Source organism: Lysobacter niastensis (assembly GCF_015453285.1).
Classification (GTDB): Bacteria; Pseudomonadota; Gammaproteobacteria; order Xanthomonadales; family Xanthomonadaceae; genus Lysobacter_J; species Lysobacter_J niastensis.
Genome location: NZ_JADLZT010000007.1, coordinates 142,328 through 156,727, shown reverse-complemented (window position 1 = coordinate 156,727; position 14,400 = coordinate 142,328). Strand labels below are relative to the sequence as shown.

17 protein-coding genes are annotated in these 14,400 nt (G+C 66.6%); 8 read left to right on the top strand and 9 right to left on the bottom strand.

Features of this window, described 5'->3' with window-relative positions; translation table 11 throughout:
* Nucleotides 1-88: 88 nt before the first annotated feature.
* The 3 genes from IU514_RS13715 to IU514_RS13705 form a co-directional block, all read right to left on the bottom strand.
* Nucleotides 89-1,660: a DHA2 family efflux MFS transporter permease subunit gene (locus IU514_RS13715; RefSeq protein WP_194931694.1), complete on the bottom strand. Its 1,572-nt coding sequence runs from the start codon at nucleotides 1,658-1,660 to the stop codon at nucleotides 89-91.
* On the bottom strand, nucleotides 1,657-2,769 hold the full coding sequence (locus IU514_RS13710) for an HlyD family secretion protein (protein ID WP_194931693.1): 1,113 nt from the start codon (nucleotides 2,767-2,769) through the stop codon (nucleotides 1,657-1,659). The genes IU514_RS13715 and IU514_RS13710 overlap by 4 nt, the downstream gene beginning before the upstream one ends.
* Before the next feature lie 61 nt (nucleotides 2,770-2,830).
* Nucleotides 2,831-3,646: an SDR family NAD(P)-dependent oxidoreductase gene (locus tag IU514_RS13705; protein WP_194931692.1), complete on the bottom strand. Its 816-nt coding sequence runs from the start codon at nucleotides 3,644-3,646 to the stop codon at nucleotides 2,831-2,833.
* Nucleotides 3,647-3,773: 127 nt separating this feature from the next.
* On the opposite strand from IU514_RS13705, the gene IU514_RS13700 reads away from it, so the two are divergent.
* Nucleotides 3,774-4,715 carry a GlxA family transcriptional regulator gene (locus IU514_RS13700; RefSeq protein WP_194931691.1) on the top strand — a complete coding sequence of 314 codons (942 nt, stop codon included), beginning with the start codon at nucleotides 3,774-3,776 and terminating at the stop codon, nucleotides 4,713-4,715.
* Nucleotides 4,716-4,727: 12 nt separating this feature from the next.
* On the opposite strand, the gene IU514_RS13695 is transcribed toward IU514_RS13700, so the two are convergent.
* Together IU514_RS13695 and IU514_RS13690 are read right to left on the bottom strand one after the other, a co-directional pair.
* Entirely contained in the window at nucleotides 4,728-5,558 is an 831-nt protein-coding gene (locus IU514_RS13695) for a DUF2182 domain-containing protein (RefSeq protein WP_194931690.1), read from the bottom strand.
* A gap of 6 nt (nucleotides 5,559-5,564) precedes the next feature.
* Nucleotides 5,565-6,197 (bottom strand): DUF1326 domain-containing protein, encoded by a 633-nt coding sequence (locus tag IU514_RS13690; protein WP_194931689.1) that lies wholly within the window; start codon nucleotides 6,195-6,197, stop codon nucleotides 5,565-5,567.
* A gap of 242 nt (nucleotides 6,198-6,439) precedes the next feature.
* Between IU514_RS13690 and IU514_RS13685 the strand changes: the two genes are divergently transcribed.
* From IU514_RS13685 to IU514_RS13655, 7 genes are all read left to right on the top strand, one after another.
* Nucleotides 6,440-7,114, top strand: coding sequence for a type 1 glutamine amidotransferase domain-containing protein (locus IU514_RS13685; RefSeq protein ID WP_194931688.1), 675 nt, complete (start codon nucleotides 6,440-6,442; stop codon nucleotides 7,112-7,114).
* A gap of 132 nt (nucleotides 7,115-7,246) precedes the next feature.
* Nucleotides 7,247-8,347, top strand: coding sequence for an NAD(P)H-dependent flavin oxidoreductase (locus tag IU514_RS13680; RefSeq protein WP_228760727.1), 1,101 nt, complete (start codon nucleotides 7,247-7,249; stop codon nucleotides 8,345-8,347).
* The gene (locus IU514_RS13675) at nucleotides 8,347-8,550 is read left to right on the top strand and encodes a tautomerase family protein (protein WP_194931687.1); all 204 of its coding nucleotides are present in this window, start codon (nucleotides 8,347-8,349) and stop codon (nucleotides 8,548-8,550) included. The genes IU514_RS13680 and IU514_RS13675 overlap by 1 nt, the downstream gene beginning before the upstream one ends.
* Nucleotides 8,551-8,564: 14 nt before the next feature.
* Nucleotides 8,565-8,753 carry a tautomerase family protein gene (locus tag IU514_RS13670; protein WP_194931686.1) on the top strand — a complete coding sequence of 63 codons (189 nt, stop codon included), beginning with the start codon at nucleotides 8,565-8,567 and terminating at the stop codon, nucleotides 8,751-8,753.
* Nucleotides 8,754-8,865: 112 nt separating this feature from the next.
* Complete coding sequence (locus tag IU514_RS13665; protein WP_194931685.1) at nucleotides 8,866-9,792, top strand: LysR substrate-binding domain-containing protein; 927 nt, start codon at nucleotides 8,866-8,868, stop codon at nucleotides 9,790-9,792.
* Nucleotides 9,793-9,945: 153 nt separating this feature from the next.
* Nucleotides 9,946-10,656, top strand: coding sequence for an SDR family NAD(P)-dependent oxidoreductase (locus IU514_RS13660; RefSeq protein WP_194931684.1), 711 nt, complete (start codon nucleotides 9,946-9,948; stop codon nucleotides 10,654-10,656).
* 55 nt (nucleotides 10,657-10,711) lie between these two features.
* Nucleotides 10,712-10,945, top strand: a complete 234-nt coding sequence (locus tag IU514_RS13655) for a tautomerase family protein (RefSeq protein ID WP_194931683.1) — start codon at nucleotides 10,712-10,714, stop codon at nucleotides 10,943-10,945.
* A 51-nt stretch (nucleotides 10,946-10,996) separates the two neighbouring features.
* Here the strand turns inward: IU514_RS13655 and IU514_RS13650 are convergent, their stop codons facing one another.
* The 4 genes from IU514_RS13650 to IU514_RS13635 all read right to left on the bottom strand — a co-directional run bounded on the left by IU514_RS13650 (nucleotide 10,997) and on the right by IU514_RS13635 (nucleotide 14,388).
* Complete coding sequence (locus IU514_RS13650; RefSeq protein ID WP_194931682.1) at nucleotides 10,997-12,340, bottom strand: ATP-binding protein; 1,344 nt, start codon at nucleotides 12,338-12,340, stop codon at nucleotides 10,997-10,999.
* Complete coding sequence (locus IU514_RS13645; protein WP_194931681.1) at nucleotides 12,337-13,080, bottom strand: response regulator; 744 nt, start codon at nucleotides 13,078-13,080, stop codon at nucleotides 12,337-12,339. The genes IU514_RS13650 and IU514_RS13645 overlap by 4 nt, the downstream gene beginning before the upstream one ends.
* A 62-nt stretch (nucleotides 13,081-13,142) precedes the next feature.
* Nucleotides 13,143-13,682 (bottom strand): thioredoxin family protein, encoded by a 540-nt coding sequence (locus IU514_RS13640; RefSeq protein ID WP_194931680.1) that lies wholly within the window; start codon nucleotides 13,680-13,682, stop codon nucleotides 13,143-13,145.
* A gap of 1 nt (nucleotide 13,683) precedes the next feature.
* Nucleotides 13,684-14,388, bottom strand: coding sequence for a cytochrome c biogenesis CcdA family protein (locus IU514_RS13635; RefSeq protein ID WP_194931679.1), 705 nt, complete (start codon nucleotides 14,386-14,388; stop codon nucleotides 13,684-13,686).
* Between the last annotated feature and the right edge of the window lie 12 nt (nucleotides 14,389-14,400).

The window sequence follows — 14,400 nt, the reverse complement described above, 5'->3', positions numbered from 1 at the left end:
GCCCTCCCCAGGGCGGTGGCCATCAGGGGAGAGCAACGCGGTTCGATCCCGCGGACGGACAGGCCGGCGCCGGACCCGCCCGGCCGGCTCAGTGGTCGGCAGTCGGGGCCGCCGGCGGGGCTACCTTGCGCATCAGCGGGACCATCGCCGTGGCAACGACGAAGCAGACCATGATCACCAGGAACGCATCCGAGTACGCCAGCGTCTGCGCTTCGCGGTAGGTGACGTGCCACAGCAGGCGTAGCGTCGATTCCGTCGAGGGTGTGCCTGTCTGGGCCGACACGTTCGACATCCATGCGTTCACTGCATCGTTGCCGGTGGATGCGCGCTCGGCCAGGCGAAGGAAGTGCAGGTTCGTTCGGTCGTTGAGCAGCGTCGCGCAGGCGGCGATGCCGAGGGCGCCGCCGAGGTTGCGCATGGTGTTGAACAGGCCGGAAGCCAGCTTCAGCCGCGCAGGAGGAAGGCTGCCCAATGTCAGCACGACCGTCGGCGCCACGGCCAGTTGCTGGGCCATGCCGCGCAGCGCCTGCGGAAGCAGCAGTTCGCGGGCGCCCCAGTCGTGGGTGATCGGTGCGAACTCCCACATCGAAATTCCGAACAGCGCCAGCCCGGTCATCATGATCCAGCGCAGGTCGACCCGCCTGGTCAGCCACACGTACAGCGGAATGGTCAGCAACTGGAACACGCCCGTGGTGAAGACGGTTTCGCCGATCTGCAATGCGCTGTAGCCGCGGACGCGGCCCAGGAACAGCGGCGTCAGGTAGATCGTGGCGAACAGGCCGATGCCGGTGACGAAGGAAAAGAAACTGCCGAGGGCGAAGTTGCGGTCCTTCAACGCGCGCAGATCCATCAGTGGATGCGCATACGTCAGCGTCCTGGCGACGAAGCCGACGCCGGTGACGGCTGCGATCCACGCCGTGGTCACGATGGTGTCGTCGTCGAACCAGCCGTAGCGCGGGCCTTCCTCCAGCGTGTACTCCAGGCAGCCGAGGAACAGTGCCAGCAGCACCATGCCGAAGTAATCCGCGCCCCGCAGCAGCGACAGGTCCGGCTTGTCGATGTTCACCAGGATCGGCACGACGATCGCGACAAACAAGCCCGGTACGACGTTGATGAACAACAGCCAGTGCCACGACGCGTGCTCGGTGATCCAGCCGCCGACCGTGGGGCCCATGGTCGGCGCCAGCGAGGCAAGCGCGCCGATGGTCGCTGCCGCGATCACACGCTGCTTGCCGTCGAAGAAGATGAAGGCCGTGGTGAACACCAGCGGGATCATCGATCCGCCCAGGAATCCCTGCAGGGCGCGGAACACGATCATGCTTTCGATGTCCCAGGCGAACCCGCACAGCACACTGGCAATGGTGAAGCCGATGGCCGACGCGGCGAACAGCCAGCGCGTGGAGAACACGCGCGAGAGCCAGCCCGACAACGGGATGACCACGATCTCGGCGATCAGGTAACTGGTCTGGACCCACGCGGTTTCGTCGACACCGGCGGACAGGCCGCCGCCGATGTCGCGCAGCGACGCCGAGACGATCTGGATGTCGATCAGCGCGATGAACATGCCCACGCACATGCTGGCGAAGGCGAAAATCTTCTGCGCCGTGCCGAGCGCGGTCGGATCGGCCGGACGCGGCAATGCCATCGCGCGCGCGTTCATGGCATGCCCGCGCCCTGTCCGCCGCGCGTGTCGACTTCGGCCACGACCGAGAGTCCCGGGCGCAGCAGGCCCAGCGTGCCGTCCCTGGCGTCCAGCACGATCCGCACCGGCACGCGTTGCACGATCTTGGTGAAGTTGCCGGTCGCGTTCTCGGGCGGCAGCACGCTGAACTGCGCTCCGGTCGCCGGTGCCAGGCTCGACAGGCGGCCATGGAAGATCCTGCCGGGCAACACGTCGGCGCGGATCTCGACCCGGGCGCCTTCGCGCATGTGCGCCAGCTGGTCTTCCTTGAAGTTGGCGTCGACCCACAGCCCGCGTGACGGCACGATCGCCAGCGACTGCGTTCCCGCCGCGGCATAGGCACCGAGGCGTGCGCGGCGATTGCCAACGACGCCGTCGACCGGCGCCCGCACTTCGGTATAGCCGAGAAGCAGGCGCGCGGCATCACGCTCGGCCTTGGCTTGCAGCAGCGCCGCTTCGGCCTGGCGCTTCTGCGACGCGATCACCTCGATCTGGCGCCGCGCCGCCACCAGGCCTGCCTGTGCGTGCTGCGTGTTGGCGATCGCCGTGCGATAGGTGGCATCGGCGCGCTGCGCGCTTTCCAGCGACACCGCCAGCTGCCTGGCCAGCACGCTGTAACGCGCCTGGTCGTCGCGTGAGCGCACCGCCTCCGCATCGGCGGCGCCGACGCTGGCTTGTGCCTGCTGCACGACCGCGTCCTGCAGGTGGGCCGTCGCCTCCAGGTTGCCCAGCAAAGCCTCTTGCGCGGCCACCGCACCTTCGGCCTTGGCCAGTGCGGCGCGGAAGTCGCGATCGTCGATCCGGAACAGCAGGTCGCCGGCTCGGACACGCTGGTTGTCGTGGACGGCCATTCGGGTGATGTAGCCCGACACCCGCGGCGCGATCACGGTGACGTCGCCGCCGACGTAGGCGTCGTCGGTGTCTTCGATGTAGCGGTCCACGTTCCACCAATGCACGGCATAGGCACCGCCGGCCAGCAATGCGACGGCGGCCAGCGTTGCCCACGCCAGCCGGCGCCTGTTCCAGCGTGGCGCTTGCACGGCCTCCGTATCCGGGGTGACGGTTCCGACGGCGGACAGGTTGCTCATGTGGGCGGCCTCGAATGACTCACTTGCCCGCGCGGCGACGTGCCCGCGCGGGCTTTTCCGGTTAATGCGACTTGGCTGAAGCGACGGCGTAACGCTTTGCCGGTACCGAGCGGGAAAGGCTTGGGCCGAGCGCCTTGCGCGCGTTCTCGTACGACTGCCAGTCGGCGATATCGGGCAGGGCCGGGATGGTGACGGCTTCGCCCTGGGCGAGGCCGGCGAGCGCGGCGTCGACCATGTCCTGTACCGGCATCACGATCTCCTGCGGCAGGTGCTGTACTGGCATGCCGGCGGCATCCCAGAAGTCGGTGGCGGTGGCACCCGGCAGGACGGCCTGCACGCGCACGCCCTTGTCCGCCAGTTCGTGCTGGAGCGACTGCGAGAACGCCAGCACGAATGCCTTGCTGCCGCCGTACACGCCATTGAGCAGTTCCGGCGCGAGCGCGACGACCGATGCGATGTTGATGATGGTGCCGTTGCCGCGGGCGACAAACGCCGGAGCGGCGGCGTAGGCGAGGCGCGTGAGCACGCTGACGTTGAGCGTGATCATGCGCTCCATCTCGACGGCATCGGACTGCAGCAGCGGTGCAGTCGCACCGACGCCGGCGTTATTGACCAGCAACGTGATGCTGGCGTCGCTCTTCAATACGGCTTCGACCTTGGCCAGGTCTTCCGGTCGGGTCAGGTCAGCGGCGATCGTTTCGACCGAACGGCCAGTGCGGGTGGTGAGTTCCTGCGCGAGCGCGCGCAGCTTGTCGGCGCGGCGGGCGACCAGGATCAGGTCGTGGCCGGAGCGGGCGAGGCGATCGGCATAGACGGCGCCGATGCCCGAGGAGGCGCCGGTGATCAGCGCGGTGCCCTTATGAATGGGGGTGGTCATGGGAAGGCTCCGTGTATTCCGGCGGACGCCGGGTGCGGAGCGAAATGTAGGCCTCGTTGACGATGACTTAAACGTCGTATATACCTCGTTTTGAGACGCGCTCGTTTCGAGCCTGCAGGATCCGGCAATGCTTACCATCGGCTTCGCCCTGCCGCCGGGCTTCCAGATCATGGGTCTGGCGGCGGCTTCCGCCTTCGAACTGGCCAACGTCAGCGCGAAGGAATCGCTCTACGACGTCCGGTTGCTGTCCGAGCACGGCGGCCCGATTCCCAACTCGTTCGGGATGTCGATCGACACGCGTGTTCTGTCCAGGCACAAGCCCGACACACTGATCGTCGCCGGCCTTTTGCATCCGGAGCCGGCGAGCCCGGGCCTGATCAGGCAGCTGCGCAAGGCGTCCGACTCCACGCGACGCATCGCATCGGTCTGCACTGGCGCGTTCCTGCTCGGCGACGCCGGGCTGCTGGACGGCCGCCGCGTGACCACTCACTGGTTCCATGCGCGCAATCTGCAGAAACAGTTTCCGAAAGCGCATGTCGAGGAGGACCGGATCTTCATCATCGATGGACCGGTGTGGACGTCGGCCGGGATGAGCGCCGGCATCGACCTGGCGCTCGGCATGATCGAGAAGGACTTCGGCGCCGACCTGGCGCGCGTGGTGGCGCAGAAGCTGGTGGTTTACCACCGCCGCGCCGGTGGCCAGTCGCAGCATTCGGCCCTGCTGGAAATGGACGCCAAGTCCGATCGAATCCAGAGCGCGCTCGAGTACGCCAGGCGCAACCTGCGCGCGCCGTTGACCGTTGAGGAACTGGCCGAGGCCGCGCACCTGAGCCCGCGCCAGTTCAGTCGCGCGTTTCGCGCCGAGACCGGGCAATCGCCGGCGAAGGCCGTCGAACACCTGCGCATCGAGGCGGCACGCGTGATGGTGGAGCAGACACGGCACACGATCGACGAGGTGGCCGCCGAAACCGGCTTCGCCGATCCGGAGCGGATGCGCCGTGCGTTCCTGCGTGCGTTCGGCCAGCCGCCGCAGGTCATGCGACGCAACGCGCGCACGGCCGCGGCCTGATCGCGCAGGGCCTCAGGCCAACAGGATCCAGACGCCCCAGCCGATCATCACCGCACCGGCAACGCGTCCCACCCACCGGCCCGTGGACAGCACTTTTTCGGCCAGAACCAGCAGCGACAGCGCTGCGATCCAGACCAGGTTCATCACGCCGCCGACGAACAGCAACACCATCATCATCCAGCAGCAGCCCACGCAATACGCACCGTGAAGCGCCCCCAGCCGCAACGCTCCGCTGGCGCCCGGCCGCCAGTGGCGTGACAGGAAGGCTGCCGGCGACCGGCAATGGCTCAGGCATGCATTCTTCAGAGGCGACAGCTGGTACAGGCCGGTGACGATCAGCGCCACTCCGGATATCCAGTGGATCTGCGAGCCCATCGTCGCGGCCGAAACGATGCCTGCGCGCTGCAACACCAGCTGCAATGCGGCGGCCGCGATCGAGAACGCCAGCCAGACCAGGAAGTAGCCGGTGGCGAACAGGGAGGCCGGCGCCGTGCCGTGATCATCCTGCGCCAGCGCATGGCGATGTACGCGTGCGTACAGCAGGATCGTGGGCGCCGCGCTAGGCGTCATCATGGCGATCATCATCGTCCACCACATGCCGACCATCAGGATCCAGACCCTGGCCCCCCAGTGATCCGGCGTCATGGCGCCCATCTGCGCGGATTCGCCGGTGCCGTGCTGCTGCGGCAAAAACGCCATCGTGGTCATGTCCCACGCGCTCATGCCGAGGCCCGCGCCGGTGACGATGTACGCCCAGGTCAGCGCGCAGAGCACCGACAGGCCCACGGCGGTGATCGCGCCGTCGTGCCTGAGCAATCGTTCGAGTGCGGTCCCTGCAGGCATCGAAGGCTAAGCGCGGACGACACCGTGGTTGTTGAGGTGCAGCCGCGCGAACTGACCGTAAGTGTCGGTCAGCGATACTTCAAGCGGCCCCTGTGTCCGGGTCGTCGCGCTGCCGACTTCAGCGACCGCGTATTCGAATCCGTCGGGCAGCACGATCTGCGCGCGCGATTCGGCGCCAGTGGCTTTGTTGAGGATCGGCGTGCCTACCGTGTCGATGTAGTCCTTGACGATGATGCGGCCCTTGCGTCCGTCGATGTCCAGTTCGAGCTCGATGTCGGTGAAGACCGGGTCGTGCATCCTGGTGACGGTCGACGCATAGACTGCGAACATCGTCGCGAACGGATCGGTGTCCTGCCCGGTCATGATCTTCAGCAATGCATCGCGCTGCTGCGCGTTGGCGCGTGTATCGACGAAGGCGATGGCCTCGCCATTGCCTTCATGGATCGGGCCGGGCCATTTGAAGATCGCGGCGAGCCGCAATCCGTCCAGTCGCGTGTCGCCGTGGAAGCCCTCGTCGATCTGGATGCCGGCGACGGCATGGCAATGTCCCTTGTCGGGCAGTGCATTGAACTGGCAGTTGCAGCCGTACTCGCAGCTGCAGTTGACCAGTTCGCGCCCTTTGAGCTCCCAGGCAGTCATGGCACGCCTCCGCGGTGGTTGGCGCTTCGGATCGTACTACTCGCCAGCCGGTCGTCAATCGGGCCGAGCCATCGTGCTCGATGGCTTTCTCGCATGCATAACGGGGCCGGGGTTAGAAAAGAACGAAACGCCGGTACCAGTGCCGAGTCGATCGCACTTGGCAGGCTTTATGCACGCCGTGATCGAGCCGTGCACGCATTCCGAACCGGCCGGCCTCGCACACCGCCAAAAGGAGAATCTCCGTGAAGATCCTCATGGTCCTGACCTCCCACGACACGCTCGGCAACACCGGCCACAAGACCGGCTTCTGGCTGGAAGAGTTTGCCGCTCCCTACTACGCATTCACCGACGCAGGGGTCGACGTGACCGTGGCGTCGCCCAAGGGTGGGCAGCCGCCGATCGATCCGAAAAGCGATGACCCGAACAACCAGACGGCATCGCAGGACCGGTTCAAGGCCGACAAGAAGGCGCAGGACGTACTGGCCCACACGTATCGGCTCGACACGATGTCCGCGGCCGGCTTCGATGCCGTGTTCTACCCGGGCGGACACGGTCCGCTGTGGGACCTCGCGGACGATCCGGTCTCGATCAAGTTGATAGAGGACTTCTACAGCAGCGGCAAGCCCGTCGCCGCCGTATGCCATGCGCCCGCGGTGCTGCGCCATGTGAAGATCAACGGTGAACCCATCGTCAAGGGAAAGCGGGTCTCCGGCTTCACCAATTCGGAGGAGGAAGCGGTGCAGCTGACGAAGGTCGTGCCGTTCCTGGTCGAGGACGAGTTGAAGCGGCTCGGCGGTCTCTACGAGAAGGCGGACGACTGGCAGAGCTTCACCGTGACCGACGGGAAGCTGATCACGGGGCAGAACCCCGCTTCCTCGGAAGCCACGGCCAAGGCCTTGCTGGCCGTATTGAGGTAAGCGCTCAAGAATCGAGAGGGGGCGAAGCGCTCCACTGTTCCGCACAGCGGAAGACTCACTGCCGGGACGTGTGGATTCGCTGCGTACTGGCTCGCGGGTAAAGTCGCTCCGGTCTGACCCGCGAGAACGGAGATGCCGACTCAACCCAACATGCCGTTGCTCGAGCTGCTTGGCATTCGCGCTCCGATCATCCAGGCGCCGATGGCCGGCGTGTCGTCGCCGGCGATGGCGGCCGCGGTGGCCAATGCGGGAGGCCTCGGATCGCTCGGTGTCGGCGCCATGTCCGTCAGGCAGGCGCAGCTGGCCATCGGCGAGTTCAGGCGGATCAGCAGCGGTCCGCTCAACGTCAACCTGTTCGTTCATCGGCCGGCAATGCCGGATGATCGGAAGCAGGCGGCGTGGCTGAAACGCCTGGCCCCCGAGTTCGCTCGATGGGGCGCGCAAGCTCCCGCGGCGCTGAACGAGATCTACACGTCGTTCCTCGCCAACGACGACATGCTCGACATGCTCGTCGCGGAACAGCCGAAGGTCGTCAGCTTTCATTTCGGCCTGCCACGCCGCGATCAGATCGACCGCCTCCATGCCGCAGGCATCGTGCTACTGGCATCGGCCACCAGCGTGCAGGAAGCGCAGGCCATCGAAACCGCCGGCATCGATGCCATCGTGGCGCAGGGATACGAGGCCGGCGGGCATCGAGGTGTCTTCGATCCCGATGCGGAAGACAGCCGGCTCGGCGCGATGGCGCTGACGCGCCTGCTCGTGCAGTCTGGAAAGGTGCCCATCATCGCCTCCGGCGGCATCATGGACGGTGCAGGCATCGCCGCCGCATTGGCACTCGGCGCAAGCGCCGCGCAGCTGGGCACCGCGTTCATCGCGACGGACGAATCGCTGGCCGACGCCGGATACCGCGAGCGGCTGTTCGCCAGCGCTGCGCACGAAACGGTGATGACGCGCGTGATCTCGGGCCGTCCCGCGCGCAGCCTCGCCAATGAGTTCACTGGCTGGGGTGCCGCCGTCCCGGACGATGCGGTTCCTGCCTATCCAATCGCCTACGACGCCGGCAAGGCTCTCAATGCCGTCGCCAAGGCCGCGGGGCAATCGGGCTACGGCGCCCATTGGGCGGGCCAGGGTGCGCCGCTGGCGCGTTCGATGTCCACGCAGGCCCTGATGGAGGCACTCCTCGCCGAACTGCACGAAGCACGCGCCCGCCTCAACCAGCAGGAGAAACGCTAATGGCGATACTCACCGTGGACATGCGCCATGGCCGGACCGACGACCAGAAACGGGAGTTCGCGGCCGCGATCCTCGATGCGGTCAGCGAGGCCACCGGCGAACCGCGTGAGCAGGTGTTCCTCATCATCAACGAGAACCGCGGCATCAACTTCATCGAGTTCGGGCAGCACCTGCCCGAATACGTCGATCATGCATCCCGATAACCGGAGCAGCGGACATGCCACTCATCCAATGCCACATTGCCAAAGGCCTGTCGCCGGAGAAGAAGCGCAAGCTCGTCGACGACCTGGTCGAGGCGACCCATCGGACGCTCGGTGCCGACCGCAAGGTCGTCGCCGTCATCGTCCACGAACACGAGAAGGCCAACATCAGGGAGCTGGACCTCCACGAGCCTCCGACTGCGTGACTGCGTTCTCCGGTGGCAACGGCCGCGCCGATGCGGGTTATCGACGCGGCGGGCTTCGTGGTGGTGAAATCGCAACGGGCCGGTCCGGCCTGCCTGGACCATGGTGGCGCACGTGGACCGCATCGAAGCCATGAAGGTGTTCATCGCGGCGCTCGACGAGGGAAGCCTCGCCGGCGCCAGCCGCAGGACAGGACGTTCGGCCGCGGCGGTAAGCCGTGCCGTCGCTTACCTCGAAGCCCACGTCGGCGTTCCGCTGCTGCACCGGACGACGCGCTCGATCAAGCTCAGCGAGGCGGGCGAACGTTATGCCGCGGCCTGCCGGAAAGTGCTGGCCGACCTGGAGGAAGCCGACAGGCAGGCCGCGGGCGAGAAGTCGGTGCCGCGCGGCACGCTGACGATCACCTCCACCGTATTCGCGGGCGTGGAGCTGCTGCGACCGATCGTCGATGCCTTCATGGACGAGTACCCGACGGTCACCGTGCGGATGCACATGCTGGAACGGCCGGTGAACCTGATCGACGAAGGCATGGACCTGGCGCTGCGCATCACCCACCTGGCCGATTCGACGCTGGTGGCGCATCGCATCGGAGAAGTGCGGCGGGTGGTCGTGGCGTCGCCGCGCTACCTGTCGGCGCATCCACGCATCGACGAACCTTCCGACCTCGCCAAGCACCAGATCATCACGATGGCGCACATGGGCCAGGACTCATGGAGCTTTCCGCCGCTGGAAGGATCGACCATTCCGCGCTCCGTCTCCTTCAATCCGCGGCTGGTGGTCAACAGCGTGCGCGCGGCAATTGCTTCCGCCGTCGAAGGCCATGGCGTCACGCGCCTGTTCTCCTACCACGTCGCCAGCGAGATCGAGCGCGGCGACCTGCGCATCGTGCTGGCCGACGCCGAGCCGGTGCCGACGCCGGTGAACATCGTTTCACCGTACGGACGGCTCGCGGTGCCCAAGGTGCGTGCCTTCGTCGACTTCGCCGCTCCCCGGCTGCGCGCGATCTTCGCGCGCAGCGTGGCCGGGGACGGCTCCGACTGACCAGCCCCACTGTGCCGCCAGGCGGAAGAATGTCTGCCGGACGCCGTGGATTCGCAAAGCCTCGTTGCGCTCCTAGATTGGGCCCGTCGGAATCGCCGATCGTCAGATCGGTGCCACACCGGCTCCTCCCCCCAAGATTCAGGAACCAACACCATGAGCAACCAGAGCAAAGTCGCCATCGTCACCGGCGCGTCGCAGGGCATCGGCGCCGGCATCGTGCAGGGTTTCCGCGACCGCGGCTACCGCGTGATCGCCAACTCGCGTTCGATCAAGCCCTCCAATGATCCGGACATCCTGACGGTCGCCGGCGACATCGCCGACAAGGCCGTCGCCCAGCGCATCGTCCAGGAAGGCCTGGCGAAGTTCGGCCGCATCGACACGCTGGTCAACAACGCCGGCGTCTTCGTCGCCAAGCCGTTCACCGCGTACACCGGCGAGGACTACGCCAACGTGCTGTCGGTCAACCTCAACGGCTTCTTCCACATCACCCAGGCCGCCGTGGCGGAGATGGAGAAGCAGGGCAGTGGCCACGTCGTGAGCATCACCACCAGCCTGGTCGACCACGCCATCGACGGCGTGCCGTCGGTGCTGGCCTCGCTGACCAAGGGCGGCATCAATGCCGCAACCAAGTCGCTGGCCATCGAGTACGCCAAGCGTGGCGTACGCGTGAACTCGGTATCGCCGGGCGTCATCAAGACGCCGATGCACGCACCGGAGACGCACGACTGGCTGGCGGCGCTGCATCCGGCCGGCCGCATGGGCGAGATCTCCGAAGTCGTCCAGGCGGTGCTGTACCTCGAGTCCGCCGGTTTCGTCACCGGCGAGATCCTCCACGTCGACGGCGGCCAGAGCGCCGGTCACTGACGCAACGAGGGGCGGGCCATGTCCGCCCCTCTTTCAACCCACAGGAGAAACGACCATGCCCATGGTAACCATCCAGGTGACCCGCGAAGGCTCCGCGCCCGAGCGCAGCGCAGTCACCGCCGACGAGAAAGCCGCGCTGATCAAAGGCGTCAGCGAGTTGCTGTTGGACGTGTTGAACAAGCCTCTCGATTCGACGTTCGTCGTGATCGAGGAAGTCCCGCTCGAGAACTGGGGTGTCGGTGGCGTACCCGTCACCGAACACCGACGACGACAAGCCGGCGGCAAGTGAGGTAACCGGATACGGGCTTGCCCAACATGGCGAGCCTGCTTCGTGTCTGCGCTAGTTCTTCGCGCCCTGAGCGAGATCCACCAGCGTCAGCGTCGCCCGCAATCCGCCGCCGTCGCGATTGCGCAAGGTCAGCGATCCGCCGATCGACAGGGCGAGTTGCTGTGCGATCGCCAGGCCTAGCCCCGCGCCGCCGGTGTCGCGGTTGCGCGATGCTTCCAGACGATAGAACGGCTGCATCACCGATTCGAGCTCGCCGTCCGGAATGCCGGGGCCGCGATCGAGCACGGAGATCGTCACTTCCGCTTCGCCGTGGCGATCGACCTGGAGTTCAGCGCCACCGGCGTACTTGATCGCGTTGTCGACCAGGTTGCCCAGCACGCGCCGCAGCGCCAGCGGTCGTGTCGTCACCGGCTCGCCGATGCGACCCGACAGCGTCACCGGCTTGCCGACGTCCTGGTAGTCGAGTACGAGGCTGTCGATGAAGGCATCAAGGTCCAGCCGTCTTGGCGCTTCGGATGCGCCGTGCGCGCTGCGCGCATAGGCGATGCCATCGCGCACCAGGTGTTCCATCTCGGCGAGATCGCCGATCAGCTTGCCGCGCTCCGGCGAGTCGTCCATCGCTTCGGTGCGCAAACGCATCCGCGTGATCGGCGTCTGCAGGTCATGCGAGATCGCCGCCAGGATCTGCAGGCGCTCGCGCAGATAACGGGCGATGCGGTCCTGCATCGCATTGAAGGCCGAAACCGCCGTGGCCACCTCCACCGGGCCCTCGGCTTGCAGTCGCGGACCGTCGCCGCTGGGACTGACCGACTCGGCGGCACTTGCCAGGCGCGCCAATGGCCGCGTCGCCAGCCGGACTGCCACCCACGCGCACAGCAGCAGGAGCAGCAGCTGGGCGACGAATACGAACGGCAGCCATTGCGCGATCGGCAGCGGACTGGGCGTGACTTCGATGGTCAGCGGGCTGCCGTCGCTCAACCGCAGGTGGATGTGGAAGCGTTCCGGCGATTTCGAGACGGCGTTGACCCGCAACGGATACTTGCTGCCCAGTGCCACCGACATCAGATGGGTGATCTCGCGTGCGCGATCGCTGTCCAGCGGGCCGCCCGTCGTGCCGGGTCCGAGGATGTAGCGAAAGGCCTTTCGTTCGAGCAGCGGCGTCCAGCGGGCACGCTCGGCTGCCGGGACATGGTCGAGCACCGCCACTGCGGTCGCCACGTCGCGCTGGGCATTGCTGAGCATCAACGAGGTCGCGCTGGTGTATCGCTCATAGAAGAGCAGGGCGAAGGACAGTCCGTGGGCGATCAGCAGGCCGGCGAACAGGATCAGGTACAGGCGCGAGGCCATCGTCCTGGGCAGCAGGCGCGACAGGGGCGATGGCACGAGGGTGCTCATGCGTCGTCTTCGCCGACGAAGCTCACCGGCAGCGAGAACACGTAGCCCTCGTTGCGCACGGTCTTGATGTAGGCGGGTTCGCGCGCGTCGTCCAGCAGGCGCTGGCGAAGGCGGCTGACCAGCAGGTCGATCGAGCGGTCGAAGTGCTCGGCATCGCGTCCCTGGGTGAGGCTCATCAGCTGGTCGCGGCTCAGCACGCGCTGTGGATGGTCGAGGAACACCCGCAGCAGGCGGTATTCGGCGCCGCTGAGCGCGACCACGACATCCTGGTCGTCGAGCAGGTGGCGCGCGGTCGTGTCCAGGCGCCACTTGCCGAAGGCGAGCATGCGGCTCATCTCGGTGACCTGAAGATTGGGTGGCAGCATGCGCGTGCGGCGGATCACCGCCTTGATCCTCGCAAGCAGTTCGCGTGCCGAGAACGGTTTGACGATGTAGTCGTCCGCGCCCATCTCCAGGCCGATGATGCGATCGGTGGCATCGTCGCGCGCCGTCAGCATCACGATCGGAATCGCGCGATGCTTGCTGGCGCGCAGGTTGCGGCTCAGCACCAGGCCGTCCTCGCCGGGCAGCATCAGGTCGAGCACGATCAGGTCGATGGCCGTGGTGTCGAGGATCGAGCGCATCTCGCGGCCGTCGGCCGCCGCCGTCACCCGCAGACCGTTCTTCTGCAGGTAGTCGGCCACCATCTGCCTGATCTCGCGATCGTCATCGACGACCAGGATGTGATCCACGTGTTCCATGCGGAAATGTCCCTTGCTGGTCGCACCGGCGTGTCGGTCCGCCGATGCTGGCTGCCCACGTATCAGCGCTTGCGCAGCAGGCTCTGGATCCGCGCCTCGGTGTCGTCGTAACCGCCTTCGCCGAAGTGCTGGTACACGATGCGGCCGTCCTGGTCGATCAGGTACAACGCCGGCCAGTAGCGGTTGCCGAAGGCGTCCCAGGTCCTGTAATCGTTGTCCTGTGCCACAGGATAGCCGATGCCGAAGCGCTTCACGGCGCCCTGCAGGTTGCCAAGGATCTTCTCGTGGCCGTATTCCGGCGTGTGCACGCCGACCACGACCAGGCCCTGCTCCTTGTAGCGCTCGTGCCACTGCTTCACATGCGGGAGCACGTGGATGCAGTTGATGCAGTCGTAGGTCCAGAACTCGACCAGCACGACCTTGCCGCGCAGCTGCGCCATGGTCAGCGGTGCGCTGTTGATCCAGTGGTTGATGCCCCTGAACTCCGGCGCCATGGGGGCCGGGGCGGTGCTGGTCGGCTGGACCGGATCGTCGTACGCACCCGCCGTGCAGGAGGCGGCGAACAGGCAGGCGGCGAGCATGGTGATGATGGGCTTGATCATTTCAGAGTCCTGTCGAGAAGGAAGGGAGCCACTGCGTCGCCCAGGCCGTGAAGAGCACGTCGTAGTGGAAATACTGCAGGGCGGCGAATGCGATGGCGATGGCGCCGAAGATCTTGCGGAAGAGCTCGGTGTGTCGGTTCAGCAGCGCCAGGCGAGACGACATCCAGTTGCCGCCGTAGGCGATCGCGAGCATTGGCAGTCCTGCGCCCAATGCGTAGATGCCGAACAGTGCGCTGGCCTTGCCCGGTGCCTGCGCGCTGGCAGCCAGTGCCAGCATCGAGGCCAATACCGGCCCCGCGCACGGCGTCCATGCCAGGCCGAGCGAGGCGCCGACCAGCAATGCTCCCGCCCTGCCGCCGACTGGCGGTGACGCAACCGTGTTGCCGCCGCGCGCCGCGCGCCAGCCGCGAACGCGCGCAACCAGCCATTCGAACGGCGCCGGCCACAGGCAGGCGAGTCCGGCCATGAGTAGCAGCAGGATCGAACCGTTGCGGATGATCTGCTGTAGCTCGCCTGACGATGCAGACAACGCACCGATCAGGATGCCGCTGGCGGCGAACGTGGCGACGAATCCGGCGATGATCAGCAGCGGTTCGACCTTGCTGCGTCCGGCGGTAGTCGCCAGCACGATCGGCAGCACCGGCAGGATGCACGGCGAGGCGACGGTCGCGATGCCGGCCGCGGCGGCGAGGGAATATTCGATCATCGGTCAGCTCCG

Coding starts and splice junctions, on each gene's coding strand:
- IU514_RS13705 (WP_194931692.1), bottom strand. CDS start 3,646: ATGACCACCCCCATTCATAAGGGCACCGCGCTGATCACCGGCGCCTCC.
- IU514_RS13660 (WP_194931684.1), top strand. CDS start 9,946: ATGAGCAACCAGAGCAAAGTCGCCATCGTCACCGGCGCGTCGCAGGGC.
- IU514_RS13700 (WP_194931691.1), top strand. CDS start 3,774: ATGCTTACCATCGGCTTCGCCCTGCCGCCGGGCTTCCAGATCATGGGT.
- IU514_RS13675 (WP_194931687.1), top strand. CDS start 8,347: ATGGCGATACTCACCGTGGACATGCGCCATGGCCGGACCGACGACCAG.
- IU514_RS13670 (WP_194931686.1), top strand. CDS start 8,565: ATGCCACTCATCCAATGCCACATTGCCAAAGGCCTGTCGCCGGAGAAG.
- IU514_RS13695 (WP_194931690.1), bottom strand. CDS start 5,558: ATGCCTGCAGGGACCGCACTCGAACGATTGCTCAGGCACGACGGCGCG.
- IU514_RS13635 (WP_194931679.1), bottom strand. CDS start 14,388: ATGATCGAATATTCCCTCGCCGCCGCGGCCGGCATCGCGACCGTCGCC.
- IU514_RS13690 (WP_194931689.1), bottom strand. CDS start 6,197: ATGACTGCCTGGGAGCTCAAAGGGCGCGAACTGGTCAACTGCAGCTGC.
- IU514_RS13645 (WP_194931681.1), bottom strand. CDS start 13,080: ATGGAACACGTGGATCACATCCTGGTCGTCGATGACGATCGCGAGATC.
- IU514_RS13715 (WP_194931694.1), bottom strand. CDS start 1,660: ATGAACGCGCGCGCGATGGCATTGCCGCGTCCGGCCGATCCGACCGCG.
- IU514_RS13640 (WP_194931680.1), bottom strand. CDS start 13,682: ATGATCAAGCCCATCATCACCATGCTCGCCGCCTGCCTGTTCGCCGCC.
- IU514_RS13680 (WP_228760727.1), top strand. CDS start 7,247: ATGCCGACTCAACCCAACATGCCGTTGCTCGAGCTGCTTGGCATTCGC.
- IU514_RS13650 (WP_194931682.1), bottom strand. CDS start 12,340: ATGAGCACCCTCGTGCCATCGCCCCTGTCGCGCCTGCTGCCCAGGACG.
- IU514_RS13655 (WP_194931683.1), top strand. CDS start 10,712: ATGCCCATGGTAACCATCCAGGTGACCCGCGAAGGCTCCGCGCCCGAG.
- IU514_RS13710 (WP_194931693.1), bottom strand. CDS start 2,769: ATGAGCAACCTGTCCGCCGTCGGAACCGTCACCCCGGATACGGAGGCC.